Origin of the sequence: Streptomyces sp. AC1-42W, assembly GCF_003248355.1 — a bacterium.
In the GTDB taxonomy this organism is placed as follows: Bacteria; Actinomycetota; Actinomycetes; order Streptomycetales; family Streptomycetaceae; genus Streptomyces.
Genome location: NZ_QKWY01000001.1, coordinates 2731842 through 2745952 on the forward strand (window position 1 = coordinate 2731842; position 14111 = coordinate 2745952).

Sequence of the window (14111 nt, forward strand, 5' to 3'; positions counted from 1 at the left end):
GGCGCTCTCCGGGTTATTCGGAGCCGGTGCCGGTGCGGATGGGCCGCAGGCCGGAGATCCTGCCACGACGTCCGTGTCCGGGGCGGCCGGGCGCCGGGCGCAGTGCCGCGTACCCGCCCACCGCCGTCCCGGCCACCAGGAGCGCGGCGCAGCCGAGGGTCACCCCGTCCGGGTGGACCAGCGGCTGACCGCGCAACGCCTGCCACAGCGCCAGGGCGACCAGCCCCGCGTACGCGCCCGCGGCCACCCATGTCAGCCGCAGCCGCACCCGCGCGTCCCGCAGCCGGGGCAGCCGGGGCGCCAGTGCCACGAGGGCCAGCAGGAACAGCGGCAGGATCTGGAGCGCGTGCATCCCCACGAAGTGCGGCACGCGCAGGTCGCCGCCGGTCGTGGACCAGCCCGTGAACGGCATCGACGGGCCGCCGTCCGGAACGCCCACCGCGTGCGCGCCGACCACATCGGCCGTGCCGTCCAGGCCCGCCGCCCGCTGCTCCGCAGTCGGCACGGTCATCAGGAAGCCGATGCCCGCGCCCGCGAGGGCCAGCAGGACGCCGGCCCGGATCGCCAGGGCCGAGGCGCGGTCCGCGATCCGGGCCCTCAGCAGCAGGACGGCGATGACCAGCGTGCCCGCCCACAGCACCACGACCGTCACGCCCATCACCTGGAACAGCGCGGCGTCGAACGGTGTGGCCACGTTGAAGTGGCTCCGCTTCCCCCGGATCACCTGTCCGGTGATGATCACCATCTCGCCCAGGCTCGCCGCGGCGACCACCGTCCCGGCCCACCGGCCGACCCGCCGGCCCCGGTCGGCGAGCGTCAGCATCCAGGCCAGCGAGAGCGCGTACACCACGAACGACACCGCGAACTTGAAGGGCTTGGCCCAGATCGGCGCGCCCGCCAGAACCCGGTCGTCGACCAGCAGGCCGACCCCCGAGACCACGGTCATCACCGCCATCGAGGCGGCGAACAGGACTAACGGGCGGTGCCAGGTGTGCCATCGCGACATGGGTATCCCCCTGAAAGCTCGATCGAAGTATGGATAGTGGCACTTGCCGCTATCGGTAGGGGAACTATCTATGATGGGTGCCGGATTGGCAAGGAGAGAGGGCGAACGCGCGGTGCGCATCAGTGAGTTGAGCCGCAGGTCCGGGGTCCCGGTGCCGACGATCAAGTTCTACGTACGGGAGGGGCTGCTGCCCGCCGGCCGGCTGACCAGCCCCAACCAGGCGAGCTATGACGAGGGGCATGAGCGCAGGCTGCGGCTGATCCGGGCCCTGCTGGACGTGGGCAAGCTCCCGCTGTCGGCGATCGGGGAGGTGCTGCGGGTCATGGAGGACCCGGCCCAGCCGGTCCACAAGGTCCTGGGCGTGGCGGCCGCGCGGCTCGACGCGCCGCCGGCCGACGAGGCCGGACCCGAACTGCGGGCGGCCCGCGAGGAGGTGGCGGAGCTGGTGGAGCGCAGGGGCTGGTGCTCGGAGCCGGGCAGCGCCGGGGCGGAGTCCCTCGCGGAGGTGCTGGTGGCTCTGCGCCGGGCGGGGCACGGCGCGTTCATCGACCTGCTCGACGCGTACGCGGACGCCGCCGAGCAGGTCGCCCGCGTGGACCTCGGCTATGTGCGGGCCAGGGTGGCGCGGGAGGACCTGGTGGAGAGCGTGGTCGTCGGCACGGTCCTGGGCGAGGCGATGTTCGGCGCGCTGCGGAGGCTGGCGCACGCGGAGGCGTCGGAACGCGCCTACGGGGAGGAAGTACGGGGCGGGGGAGCGCCGGCCGGGGGAGCGGCCGGGGCATGAGCCACGGGCCGGGCCGGGCGCGCGTCACGTGCCGGGGCCCGGTATGGCGCCTGGGTCCGGCGCGGCGATGCGGCGGTCCGGCGCGGCGATGCGGCCGTCCGGCGGCGCCCCGGCATGACGGTGCCCCCGGTCCGCCGGACCGGGGGCACCAGGGCGGTGCGTACCGCGTGGGTTACGCGGCGGGCTCCTGCTCGCGCTGGACCTGCTCGTTCCACTCGCGCTTCACCGAGCGCCACGCCTCGTCGTCGTGGCCCAGGCGCCAGTAGCCCGAGATCGACAGCCGGCCGGCCGGAATCCCGCGCTCCAGGCGCAGATGGCGGCGGATCTCCTTCACGAAGCCCGCCTCGCCGTGGACGAACGCCTGGACGTCACCGGACGGGAACTCCAGCCCCCTCACCGCCTCGACCAGCGCCTCGCCGACCGGGCGGCCGGCCCGGTGCAGCCAGGTGATGACGACGCCGTCCGGCGAGGCGATCTTCTGCTCCTCCGCCGCGTCCGCCACCTCGACGAACGCGTGCACCACCGCACCCGCCGGCATCCGCTCCAGCGCGGCGGCGACGGCCGGCAGCGCGCTCTCGTCGCCCGCCAGCAGATGCCAGTCCGCCGACGCCTCGGGGGCGTAACCCCCGCCGGGCCCCAGGAACGTCACCTGGTCGCCCGGCTTCGCCCCCGCCGCCCAGGGCCCCGCGAGGCCCTCGTCGCCGTGCACCACGAAGTCGATCGCCAGCTCGCGGGCCGCGGCGTCCCAGGAGCGCACCGTGTACGTACGGGTGGTGGGCCACAGCTCGCGCGGGTACTCCTCGCGGATGCGGGCCATGTCGAAGGGATGGGTGTACTCCGCGCCCTCGGGGGCGAAGCACAGTTTCACGTAGTGGTCGGTGAATCCGTCGAGGGTGAAGTCGGCGAGGCCGTCGCCGCCGAGCACCACCCGGACCATGTGCGGGGTGATCCGCTCGGTGCGCAGCACCTGCGCCCCCCGAGCCCTCGGGGCCCGCCGCTCAGGTCGTTCTGCCACGAGATCCGCTCCCTGCTGCCGGAAATGAGGGACCGCCGGCCGGAGCCGGCATCAGGTCTTAGGGTTACCTAACCTAACACCTCAGTCGCCCAGCACGTCGAGGAGCCGTCCCACCGCTCCGCCGATGCCCCAGCGGGCCACCAGCGCATCCAGGGCCGCCGGGTCGCGCGGCCCGGCGGGCAGGGCCGGGTCGAAGTCCGGAAGCGGCACGTCACCGGCGACCCGGACCACCTTCGGCGCCACGGCCACATAGGCGCGGGCCTCGTCGAGCCGCTTGCGCTGGGAGGGCGTCAGCCCGGCCGCCGGGTCGTCCACGGCGGCCATGATCCCGGCCAGGTCACCGAAGGCGTCCAGCAGCTTGGCAGCCGTCTTCTCGCCGATGCCGGGCACGCCGGGCAGCCCGTCGCTCGGATCGCCGCGCAGCAGCGCCAGGTCCACGTAACCGCGGCCGTCCACGCCGTACTTCTCGCGCAGCCACGCCTCGTCGGTCAGTTGCAGGGTGCCGACCCCCTTGAGCGGGTAGAGCACCCGCACCCCGCGGGCGTCGTCCACCAGCTGGTAGAGGTCCCGGTCGCCGGTGACGATGTCCACCGGGCCGGACGCCCGCCCGGTCAGCGTGCCGATCACGTCGTCCGCCTCGTAGCCCTCGGCGCCGATCCGGGCGATGCCCAGCGCGTCCAGCACGTCCGCGATGACCGGCACCTGCGGGGCCAGCGTGTCCGGCGTCTCCTCCTCGTCCGGCACCCCGGCCCCGGTCTCGACGGCCACCCGGTGCGCCTTGTAGGTGGGGATCAGGTCCACCCGCCACTGCGGCCGCCAGTCCGCGTCCCAGCAGGCCACGAGGTCGTCCGGGCGGTGGTCCCGCACCAGCCGGCCGATGAAGTCCAGCAGGCCGCGGACGGCGTTGACCGGGGTGCCGTCCGGCGCGCGCACCGAATCGGGCACACCGAAGTAGGCGCGGAAGTAGAGGGAAGCGGTGTCGAGGAGCATCAGGCGTCGCGTCACACGCCGATGATGCCGCACCCCACCGACAGTGGCCGCCGGGGACGCGGTTCCCGGAAACCCCGGCCGGATATGTGATCCGGGTCACTCTTGTGTTTGCTCCGTGTAAGCGGGGGCAGGCGCGCCATCGGAGCGGACCACGTCGCAATTTCAACTATTGCATGTGACAAGCGGACAGAATCCGTGCCGCTCCACGGTCTGCCGGTGGGGGTGGCGGACCGTTTTCGGTTCAACGCGTGAGGTGTATGTGTCCAGGCTGCAAGCCGAGCACTTGTACAAAGTGTTCGGCAGACGACCCGATCAAGCCGTGCGGAAACTGCGGAGCGGCACCGACCGCGAAGCGCTGCGCGCCGACGGAACGACCGCAGCGGTGATCGACGCATCGTTCACCGTCGAACCCGGCCAGATCTTCGTCGTGATGGGGCTGTCCGGCTCGGGCAAGTCCACGCTGCTGCGGATGCTCAACGGCCTGCTGGAGCCCACCTCGGGCCAGGTGCTCTTCGACGGCCAGGACCTGACCGCCCTGAGCCCCGCCCAGCTGCGCCACGTCCGCTCCACCCGGATCAGCATGGTGTTCCAGCACTTCGCGCTCTTCCCCCACCGGAGCGTCCTGGAGAACGCCGCCTACGGCCTGGAGGTGCAGGGCGTCCCGCGCGCCGAGCGCAACCGCCGCGCCACCGAGGCCCTGGAGCTGACCGGCCTGGCCGGCTGGGAGAAGTCCTGGCCCGACGAGCTGTCCGGCGGCATGCAGCAGCGCGTGGGCCTCGCCCGCGCGCTCGCCACCGACGCCGACCTGCTCCTGATGGACGAGTCCTTCAGCGCGCTCGACCCGCTGATCCGCCGCGACATGCAGGACCAGCTCCTGGAGCTCCAGAAGCGGCTGAAGAAGACCATCGTCTTCATCACCCACGACCTCAACGAGGCCATGCGCCTGGGCGACCGCATCGCCGTGATGCGCGACGGCGAGATAGTCCAGCTCGGCACCGCCGAGGACATCCTCGTCACCCCGGCCAACGACTACGTCGCCTCCTTCACCCAGGACGTCGACCGCGCCCGCGTGCTGACCGCGGGAGCCGTCATGGCCGAACCGCACACGGTCATGGGCACCCGCGACGACGACGGCAACGAGCTGCGCAACCCCGCCGACGTACTGCGGGCCGCACCGGCCACCGTCACCGAGTCCACGCCGATCATCGAGCTGTTCACCCCCTGCTCGCAGAGCGGGGTCGCGGTCGCCGTGACCGACGAGAAGGGCAAGCTCACCGGAGTCATCCCCCGCGCCCGGCTGCTGGCCGTGCTCGGCGAGCCGATGACCCCGGCCGGCGCCCCGCAGGACGCCGCCGCGACCTCGCCGAAGAAGGTGGCCGGTGTTTAGGCTCCATCTCGGCGACTGGGTCGACTCCGCGGTCGACTGGCTCCAGACCCACCTGTCCTGGCTCTTCGACTTCATCAGCTCCGTCGTGAGCGGCATGTTCGACGGCATCGCCGCCGTGCTCTCCGCTCCGGCCCCCCTGCTCTTCGCGGGCATCGTCGCCGTCATCGCCTGGTGGCTGCGCGGTCTGCTCGCCGGTCTCCTGGCCTTCGCCGGATTCGCCCTCATCGACTCGGTCGAACTGTGGGACGAGGCGATGGACACGCTGACGCTGGTGCTCGTCGCGACGATCGTGACGCTGGTCCTGGCCATTCCGCTCGGCATCTGGGCGTCCCGCTCCAAGACGGTGAGCGCGGTGACCCGGCCGGTCCTGGACTTCATGCAGACCATGCCCGCCATGGTCTATCTGATCCCCGGCGTGATCTTCTTCGGTGTCGGTGTCGTTCCCGGCATCATCGCCACCATCATCTTCGCGCTGCCTCCGGGCGTCCGGATGACCGAACTCGGCATCCGCCAGGTGGACGGCGAACTGGTCGAGGCGGCCGAGGCGTTCGGCACCACCTCGCGCAACACCCTGCTGCGGGTCCAGCTGCCGCTCGCCCTGCCCACGATCATGGCCGGTATCAACCAGGTCATCATGCTGGGCCTGTCCATGGTGGTCATCGCCGGCATGGTCGGCGGCGGCGGCCTCGGCGGCTCCGTCTACCGCGCCATCGGCAACGTGGACGTCGGCCTCGGCTTCGAGGCCGGTGTCTCCATCGTCATCCTGGCCATGTACCTGGACCGGATGACCAGCGCCCTGGGCCGCGAGGTCTCCCCGCTCGCCCGCCGCGCACTCGCCAAGGCGCAGTCGGTGGCCGGCGGCCTGAAGATCTGGCACCACCGCCCGCAGCCCGTCGTCGCCGTCGCGGGCGTCGTCGCCCTGGCGCTCGTCGCCGGCGGCATGGGCCTCTTCGGCTCCTCCGACGACGCGAAGGACGCCACCGCCTCCGGTACGCGCAAGATCGGCGCCGGCAAGAAGATCAGCATGGGCTACATCCCGTGGGACGAGGGCATCGCCTCCACGTTCCTGTGGAAGGAGCTGCTGGAGCGCCACGGCTTCGAGGTGGACGTCAAGCAGTACGAGGCCGGCGCGCTGTACACCGGCATGGCGGGCGGCCAGATCGACTTCGAGACCGACTCCTGGCTGCCGGTCACCCACGCCTCGTACTGGAAGAAGTACAAGGACCGCCTGGAGGACATGGGCTCCTGGTACGGCCCCACCTCGCTGGAGCTGGCCGTGCCCGCGTACGTCGAGGACGTGAAGTCCCTGGCCGACCTCAAGGGCAAGGCGTCCGACTTCAAGGGCCGGATCGTCGGCATCGAGCCCAGCGCCGGCGAGATGGGCCTGCTCAAGGACAAGATCCTGCCCGGCTACGGCCTGGACAAGGAGTACAAGGTCATCGACGGCTCCACGCCGTCCATGCTGGCCGAGCTGAAGCGCGCCTACGCCAAGAAGGAACCGATCGTCGTTCCGCTGTGGTCGCCGCACTGGGCGTACAACCAGTTCGAGCTGACCAAGCTCAAGGACCCCAAGAACCTCTGGGGCAAGGGCGACGGCATCCACACGCTGGCCCGCAAGGGCTTCACCGCGGACAACCCCGTGGTCGGCAAGTGGCTCAAGGACTTCGAGATGACCGAGGACCAGCTCACCAGCCTCGAAGCCGAGATCCAGAAGAGCGGCTCCGGCAAGGAGCAGCAGGCCGTCCGCACCTGGCTGAAGGCCAACCCGGACGCCGCCGCCGAGTGGACGCCCGTCCCCGAGGGCGCGAAGAAGGCCGCCCAGGGCAAGGACGAGCGGGACCGCCCGGTCGAGGTGGCCTGGTTCCCGTGGGAGGAGGACATCGCCGCCACGTACCTGTGGAAGGCCGTCCTGGAGGAACGCGGCTACACCATCAACCTCAAGCAGTTCGAGGTCGGCCCGATGTACACCGCGATGGCGCGCGGCCAGCTCGACGTGCAGTTCGACGGCTGGCTCCCGTACACCCAGAAGAACTACTGGGACAAGTACGGCTCCCAGCTCACCGACATCGGCTCCTGGTACGGCCCGACCTCGATCGAGGTCGCGGTGCCGAGCTACGTCAAGGACGTGAAGTCCCTGGCCGACCTCAAGGGCAAGGCGTCCGACTTCAAGGGCCGGATCGTCGGCATCGAGCCGGGCACCGCCACCATGGAGAACCTCAAGAAGAACGTGCTGCCGTCCTACGGCCTCGACAAGGAGTACAAGGTCGTCGACGCCTCCACGCCCGGCATGCTCGCCGAGCTGAAGCGCGCGTACGCCAAGAAGGAACCCATCGCCGTCCTGCTGTGGACCCCGCACTGGGCGTACAGCGAGTACGAGCTGACCAGGCTCCAGGACCCGAAGAAGGCGTTCGGCGAGGGCGACCGGCTGCACACCATCGCCTCCAAGAGCTTCCCGGAGAACTACCCGCGGCTGACGAAGTGGTTCAAGGACTTCCGGATGAGCGAGGAACAGCTCGCCGGTCTGGAGAACGAGATCCAGAAGCGCGGTACAGGACACGAAGAGGAAGCCGTGAGGGCCTGGATGGAGAAGAATCCGGGCATCGCGGACAAGATGGCGCCGCAGTAGGCACCGGAACCGGCCCCCACCAGGGCCGCAGTCCATGAAGGGGTGGGTCCCGCCGGCGGCGGGACCCACCCCTTCCGGTGTTCCGGTGAGGTCACTTTCCGGGCCGTCCTGCCCCAACGGAGTGCGCGAGACGCCCACAACCGGAAGGATGGCGACTTGGGAGGGAGCCGGACATGGACGAGAAGGAAACACTTCGGGTGGGCGCCGCCGTCCGCCGACAGCGCAGATCCCTGGGACTGACCCTGGCCGCCGTCGCGTCGCGCAGCGGCCTGTCCGTACCATTCCTCAGCCAGATCGAGAACGAACGCGCCAGACCCAGCGCCCGGTCCCTCGACCGGGTCGCCGAAGCGCTGGAGACCACCACCGCCCGGCTGCGGGCCGCCGCGGACTCCGCCCGCGCGGTGGACGTCGTACGGGCCGCGCGGCAGGACGGCACGCACCGGGTGGTCCGCGGCCGCCATCAGCTCAGCGCCCTGGAGTTCAGCGGGGAGCTGGACCTCGGACGCGAGTTCCAGCACCGCAACGACGAGATCCTGTATGTGGCCGAGGGCGCCGTCGAAGTGGAGGCGGAGGGCCGCGCCTACCGGCTGGTCCAGGGCGACACCCTGTTCCTGTCCGGCGGGGTCCGCCACCGCTGGCGGGCCACCCTGCCCGGCACCCGGCTGCTGTGCGTCGCGGTCGCCGAACACATCGACGCCACATCGGACCCCCGGCGCTGACCGTGCCGGGGGCCCGGTGCGGCGCGGCTCAGGCGGCCCCGGCCGCCACCGGCACCGGCCGCTGCGGCGCCGCGAGCAGCGCCCCGCTGAGCAGCCCGCGCACCGTACGCACCCCGGCCACCGCCCAGGCCGTCACCAGCAGCACGTACAGCGCCACGGCCAGCCAGGTGAACGCCGTCAGACCGGTGTGCCGGGCCAGCCCCGCCGCCCCCGTCACACAGGTGCCGACCGGGAACGTGAAGCCCCACCAGGTCATCGAGAACGTCATCCCGGCACGCATCGCACGCACCACCATGGCCAGCGACAGCGCCAGCCACAGCAGCGCGAACCCCATCACCGGCACCCCGTACAGCACCGCGAAGGCGCGCAGCGCCGAGGCGTACGTACCGCCGACCGCGCCCGGCGCCACATCGGCCAGCGCGTTCACCGCGGTCGTCGACTGGCCCAGCGGCCCGAGCACCAGGAACAGCGTGGGCGTCAGGGCCAGTGGCAGCGGACCCCGGTGCACCAGCCGGCCGAAGATCAGCGGCAGCATCGTCAGCGTCACCAGCAGGCTCAGCCCGAACATCGCGTAGCAGCCCAGCAGCAGCGCCTCGCGTCCCTGCCCCGGCGGCAGCTCCGGCACCAGCATCGGGCCCAGCGCGGCCGCCACCATCGGCGCCACCACCGGCAGCAGCCACACCGGGGACGCCGTACCCGGCTCCGGCCGGTGGCGCACGATCATGAGATACGGCACCGCCACCGCCGCCACCAGACCGGTCACCGTGCCCGCCGTGTACAGCACCACGTCCAGCGCCAGCGCCGCCCGGTGCCCGATGACGTCCCGGCCCACGACCAGCCCGGAACCGCCGACCGCCAGCAGCGCCATCGACAGGCAGCCGTAGAACGGCGCGACGGCCGGGTCGGCCAGATGCGTCCGCGCCTGGTCGCGGTGGGCCACCCAGTGCCCCGCCCGCGCCACCAGCACCGCGGCCAGCAGCAGCGCCGAAACCACCCACACCACCGCACAGGCGTCCCGCAGCCCCGGTATGTGCGGCGGCAGCGCCACACCCGCGCTCGCCACGATCGCGGTGCCCATCACCGTCGCGTACCAGTTGGGGCCGAAGTGCCGCAGCGCGGGCCGCCGGACGGCGGCGGAGTACGGGGAACGAGTGCGGGTCCGTAGATAGGTGGCCATGCCACGATTGTCCCGGACCGTGCCGGAGCCCCACCAGGGAGCACCCGCCTATGAGGTCATAAGGTGGGCTTATGACCAGCGAACCGCCCAGCCCGCTGTCCCACCGGGTCCCCGACCTCGGCGCGCTGGAGCTGCTCCTCGCCGTCGCCCGGCACGGCAGCCTCGGCCGCGCCGCCCGCGACCTGGGCATCACCCAGCCCGCCGCCAGCAGCCGCGTCCGCTCGATGGAACGACAGCTCGGCCTCGCCCTCCTCGACCGCTCGCCCCGCGGCTCCCGGCTCACCGACGCGGGCGCCCTCGTCACCGACTGGGCCCGCCGGATCGTGGAGGCCGCCGAGGCATTCGACGCGGGCGCCCAGGCCCTGCGCGACCGCCGCGACTCCCGGCTGCGGGTCGTCGCCTCCATGACCATCGCCGAATACCTGCTCCCCGGCTGGCTCATCGCCCTGCGCGCCGCCCGCCCCGGCACCGCCGTCTCGCTGCTCGCGGGCAACTCCGCCGAGGTCGCCCAGCGCCTGCTGGGCGCGGACGCGGACCTCGGCTTCGTCGAGGGCCTGACCGTCCCGGAAGGGCTCGACGGCACGGTCATCGCCCACGACCGCCTCGTCGTCGTGGTCGCCCCCACCCACCCCTGGGCCCGCCGCCGCGCCCCGCTCACCCCCGACGAACTCGCCGCCACCCCCCTCATCCTGCGCGAGCACGGCTCCGGCACCCGCCAGGTCCTGGACGCCGCGCTCGCCCTCCACGGCCCCCTGGCCCCCGCCCTCCTGGAACTCTCCTCGACCACCGCCGTCAAGGGCGCGGCCGAGAGCGGCGCGGGACCCTGCGTCCTGAGCGAACTCGCGCTCGGCGAGGAACTGTCCGCCCGCCGCCTGGTCAAGGTCCCCGTCGCCGGAGTACGGCTGCGCCGCCAGCTGCGCGCGGTCTGGCCCGCCGGCCACCGCCCCACCGGCCCCGCCCGCGACCTGCTCGCCCTCACCCGCACCGGCACGCCCGACGCCTGAAAACCGGGCGACGCACCCGGCGGGCCCACGGCACCCTTGCAGGGCACCCGACCCGAGAGGACCACCCGTGAGCCCCACGCCCCAGCTGCGCCGCGCCGGCGCGGACGACGCCGCCGAACTCACCCGGCTGCGCCTGGTCATGCTCGCCTCCGCCGACGTCCACCCGGACCCCGGCTGGACCCCGCAGTGCGAGGCGTACTTCCGCGAACGGCTCGGCACCGACCCGCACTTCGTCGCCTATGTGATCGACGCCGGGGACCTGCTGCTGTCCAGCGCCGTGGGCCAGTGCATGCGCTCCCTGCCCCGGCCGGGCCGCGCCCCCTACGTCGGCCACATCGCCTCCGTCGCCACCGACCCCGCCCACCGGCGGCGCGGCTACGCCCGCCTGACCTTCCGGGCCGTCCACGACCACCTCGTCGCGGCCGGCTGCTCCCGCATCGACCTCACCGCGTCCCCCGAGGGCGAGGCCCTCTACCGCTCGATCGGCTACGCCGACCCCACCGGCCCCACCCCGCTGACCTGGCAGGCCGACCGATGACGAGCACCGCCCCGCCCGCACGCGGCGTCCGCCACGACTGGGCCGGCCTGCCCGCCCCCGTCCGCGCGGCCGTCGAGGACATCCTCGGCGCACCGGTCACCGAGGCCCGCACCCAGAACGGCGGCTTCTCGCCCGGCGTCGCCGCCCGCGTCCGGCTCGCCGACGGCGGCCGCGCCTTCGTCAAGGCGGTGAGCGCCCGGGTCAACGCGGGCAGCCCCGACCTGCACCGCGCCGAGATCCGGCACACCGCACTGCTGCCCGCACACGCGCCCGTGCCCCGGCTGCTCGGCTCCCACGACGACGGAACCTGCGTCGCCCTCGTCCTGGAGGACATCGACGGCCGCCAGCCCGCCGTGCCCTGGGACCGGGAAGAACTGGACCGGGTCCTGACGGCCGTGGGCGACCTCGCCCGCCACCTCACCCCGGCCCCGGCCGGCGTACCGGCCGTCGCCGAACGCAAGGCCCGCATGTTCACCGGCTGGCGCACCCTGCACGCCGCCGGGGACACCGGCCGCCTCGACCCCTGGGCCGCCCGCCGCCTCGCGGACCTCGCGCGCCTGGAGACCCGCTGGCCCGGCGCAGCCGCCGGGAACACCCTCGCCCACAGCGACCTGCGTGCCGACAACATCCTGCTCACCGGCGACCGCACCGTCTTCGTCGACTGGCCGCACGCGGTACGCGCCGCGCCCTGGTTCGACCTGCTGGTGATGCTCCCCTGCGTGGCCGCCCAGGGCTACGCCTCCGGCGAGGGCAGCCCGGACCCCGAGGCCCTGTTCAGCGCCCACCCGCTCGGCCGGGACGCGGACCCGGAGGCCGTCACCGCTGTGCTCGCCGCCATCGCCGGATACTTCGCGGAAAACGCGCTGCGCCCCGACCCGCCGGGCCTGCCGACGCTCCGGGCCTTTCAGGCCGCCCAAGGAGCCGCCGCCCTGGACTGGCTGCGCCGGCGGCTCGGCGAGCGGCCCCGGTAGCGGCTCCGGACAGGACCTAAAGTGGAGCGATGAGCTACCCGACCCCGCCCGGCTGGTACCCGGACAGCGCCGTGCCCGGCACCGAGCGCTGGTGGGACGGGACGGCCTGGACCGCGCACACCCGCGCACCCGCCGCGCCCGTCCCCGCGCCGCCGTACCCGGTGCCCCCGCAGCGCGGCGGAGGCGTCGGCAGCGCTCGGGCCGTCGCCCTCGTCGCCGCCGGGGCGGTCGTCGTCGGCGCCGCCGTCACCGGGGCCGTGCTGCTCACCGGAAACGACGACCCGGCGCTCCCGCAGGCCCACGGCACCCCGACCCCCACGACCGGCGCCACCGCCACCGGCACCGGCGGCCCCTCACCGGACGGCACACCGGCCCACCGGGACCCGGCCCTCCTGATCGACCAGCTCAACGGCATCAGCCTGCCCATCCCGGACGGCTGGGAGCGCCCCGAGCGCACCTCGGGGCAACTCCTCACGATGCGCACCGAGGACGCCTACGACTGCCCCGGCGCGTCCACCGCGCGCTGCTACCACGGCACGGTCACCACCCGCACCCCCGGCGGCACCGACGCCACCACCCCCGAGGCCCTCGCCGAGGAGGACATCACCGACGCGGCCGACCGCGCCTACGAGGAGGACTTCGTCGGCCGGCGCATCCACGGCGGCATCACCGCGCACCGGCAGATCGCCGCCGGCGAGGTCACGGTGGCCGGCCGCAGCGGCTACTTCGTGCGCTGGAAGGTCACCACCGCCAAGGGCCCCGGCGGCTATGTGCAGTCGCTCGCCTTCCCCTCACCGGTCGGCAGCCAGTCGCCCGTCATCGTGCGCTACGCCTTCGACGCGGGCCCGGACGGACCCCCGCTGTCCCTCATGGACACGCTCACCCGCGGCATCCGCTCCACCGACGGCGCCGCGAAGCACGACGACGACGCGCAGGACGGCGCCGGCAGCGCCATCGAGCACACCCCCTAGACGAGTAGTTCCGATGTGTTCAGTGATCGAATGCGGTCAGCGACCGCAGGACCGGGGCTCCGGTCTTGTGGTTGTGCCAGATCGCGGCGGCCATCGCGAGGATGCGCTGGGCGACACGGACGGCGACGCCCTCGAAGGTGCGTCCGCCGTGCTGCTCCAGGTCGAGCTGGCCTTTCAAGGTGTCGTTGACCGACTCGATCAGCTGCCGCACCGACTTGAGCAGCGACTCGCCCTTGCGGCGCTTCTCCCGCTTGAACGACGGGCGGAGCAACTGGGCGCCGCGGAAGGCGAGATCGGTCTCGAACTCCTTGGAGGCGAAGCCCTTGTCCGCGATGACGAGCAGACCGGGCCGGTCGGCGGTCAGGTCTGGTTCGCGGTCCAGCATCGCGGCCAGGACCTCGCGTTCGTCGATCTTCGGGCTGGCCAGGGCCCAGGTGATGGGCATGCCGGTCGGCGTGCAGACCAGGAAGAGCCGCAGGCCCCAGTAGAAGCGGGAGTGCGAAGCGCAGTACCCGTATCCGGCCCAGCCGGCCATGTCCGACCGCTTCACCGTCGGGCGGGACATGCCGCACGGCACGGGCGTGGAGTCCACGATCCACTGGTTGTCGAACCAGAAGTCCGTGTCCACCGCGAGCATCCGTATTGCCTTCTTCACCAGCGGCAGCGCCGCACGCAGCCGCTTGTTGTATCCCGGCCGCTTGGGCAGGTACGGGAACATCGCACTCAGGTTGCCGTGAGCGAAACGCAGCCAGCGGGCTTCCGAGGCGAAGCCCAGCAGGGACTGCGCGACGGCCAGACAGACCAGCTCGGAATCACTCAACTGCGGTGGCCTGCCCAGGCATCGGGCCCCTCCGATCTCGTCGTCGATCTTCACGTACAGTCCGGTGATGAGGGCGTCCAAGTCTTCGTTCGTCACAAAACGA

Annotated in this window: 13 protein-coding genes; 8 read left to right on the plus strand and 5 right to left on the minus strand. The window is 72.7% G+C overall.

What is annotated here, in order from left to right; all coding sequences use genetic code 11:
- Nucleotides 1–13 precede the first annotated feature (13 nt).
- On the minus strand, nt 14–1006 hold the full coding sequence (locus tag DNK56_RS12640; RefSeq protein ID WP_241989851.1) for a hypothetical protein: 993 nt from the start codon (nt 1004–1006) through the stop codon (nt 14–16).
- Between the two features lie 112 nt (nt 1007–1118).
- Between DNK56_RS12640 and DNK56_RS12645 the strand changes: the two genes are divergently transcribed.
- A complete protein-coding gene (locus tag DNK56_RS12645) occupies nt 1119–1790 on the plus strand; it encodes a MerR family transcriptional regulator (RefSeq protein WP_111333623.1) in 672 nt (223 codons plus the stop codon).
- A gap of 172 nt (nt 1791–1962) precedes the next feature.
- On the opposite strand, the gene DNK56_RS12650 is transcribed toward DNK56_RS12645, so the two are convergent.
- Together DNK56_RS12650 and DNK56_RS12655 are read right to left on the minus strand one after the other, a co-directional pair.
- The gene (locus DNK56_RS12650) at nt 1963–2805 is read right to left on the minus strand and encodes a siderophore-interacting protein (RefSeq protein WP_111333625.1); all 843 of its coding nucleotides are present in this window, start codon (nt 2803–2805) and stop codon (nt 1963–1965) included.
- 81 nt (nt 2806–2886) lie between these two features.
- Nucleotides 2887–3795, minus strand: coding sequence for a 5'-3' exonuclease (locus DNK56_RS12655; RefSeq protein WP_111333627.1), 909 nt, complete (start codon nt 3793–3795; stop codon nt 2887–2889).
- Between the two features lie 319 nt (nt 3796–4114).
- Here DNK56_RS12655 and DNK56_RS12660 point away from each other — a divergent pair, with 319 nt between their 5' ends.
- The 3 genes from DNK56_RS12660 to DNK56_RS12670 all read left to right on the plus strand — a co-directional run bounded on the left by DNK56_RS12660 (nt 4115) and on the right by DNK56_RS12670 (nt 8527).
- Nucleotides 4115–5182: a quaternary amine ABC transporter ATP-binding protein gene (locus DNK56_RS12660; RefSeq protein ID WP_111333629.1), complete on the plus strand. Its 1068-nt coding sequence runs from the start codon at nt 4115–4117 to the stop codon at nt 5180–5182.
- A complete protein-coding gene (locus DNK56_RS12665) occupies nt 5175–7808 on the plus strand; it encodes an ABC transporter permease/substrate binding protein (protein ID WP_111333631.1) in 2634 nt (877 codons plus the stop codon). The genes DNK56_RS12660 and DNK56_RS12665 overlap by 8 nt, the downstream gene beginning before the upstream one ends.
- A gap of 173 nt (nt 7809–7981) precedes the next feature.
- The gene (locus DNK56_RS12670; protein ID WP_111333633.1) at nt 7982–8527 is read left to right on the plus strand and encodes a helix-turn-helix domain-containing protein; all 546 of its coding nucleotides are present in this window, start codon (nt 7982–7984) and stop codon (nt 8525–8527) included.
- 28 nt (nt 8528–8555) lie between these two features.
- Here DNK56_RS12670 and DNK56_RS12675 read toward each other — a convergent pair whose 3' ends face one another.
- A complete protein-coding gene (locus DNK56_RS12675; RefSeq protein ID WP_111333635.1) occupies nt 8556–9704 on the minus strand; it encodes a TDT family transporter in 1149 nt (382 codons plus the stop codon).
- Nucleotides 9705–9775: 71 nt separating this feature from the next.
- Between DNK56_RS12675 and DNK56_RS12680 the strand changes: the two genes are divergently transcribed.
- The 4 genes from DNK56_RS12680 to DNK56_RS12695 all read left to right on the plus strand — a co-directional run bounded on the left by DNK56_RS12680 (nt 9776) and on the right by DNK56_RS12695 (nt 13188).
- A complete protein-coding gene (locus DNK56_RS12680; RefSeq protein WP_111333637.1) occupies nt 9776–10708 on the plus strand; it encodes a LysR family transcriptional regulator in 933 nt (310 codons plus the stop codon).
- A 67-nt stretch (nt 10709–10775) separates the two neighbouring features.
- Nucleotides 10776–11246 carry a GNAT family N-acetyltransferase gene (locus DNK56_RS12685; protein WP_111333639.1) on the plus strand — a complete coding sequence of 157 codons (471 nt, stop codon included), beginning with the start codon at nt 10776–10778 and terminating at the stop codon, nt 11244–11246.
- Nucleotides 11243–12217, plus strand: coding sequence for an aminoglycoside phosphotransferase family protein (locus tag DNK56_RS12690; protein WP_111333641.1), 975 nt, complete (start codon nt 11243–11245; stop codon nt 12215–12217). Before DNK56_RS12685 ends, DNK56_RS12690 begins: the two co-directional genes overlap by 4 nt.
- Nucleotides 12218–12246: 29 nt before the next feature.
- Complete coding sequence (locus DNK56_RS12695; RefSeq protein ID WP_111333643.1) at nt 12247–13188, plus strand: DUF2510 domain-containing protein; 942 nt, start codon at nt 12247–12249, stop codon at nt 13186–13188.
- A 19-nt stretch (nt 13189–13207) separates the two neighbouring features.
- Here the strand turns inward: DNK56_RS12695 and DNK56_RS12700 are convergent, their stop codons facing one another.
- Complete coding sequence (locus tag DNK56_RS12700; RefSeq protein WP_111330452.1) at nt 13208–14104, minus strand: IS982 family transposase; 897 nt, start codon at nt 14102–14104, stop codon at nt 13208–13210.
- Between the last annotated feature and the right edge of the window lie 7 nt (nt 14105–14111).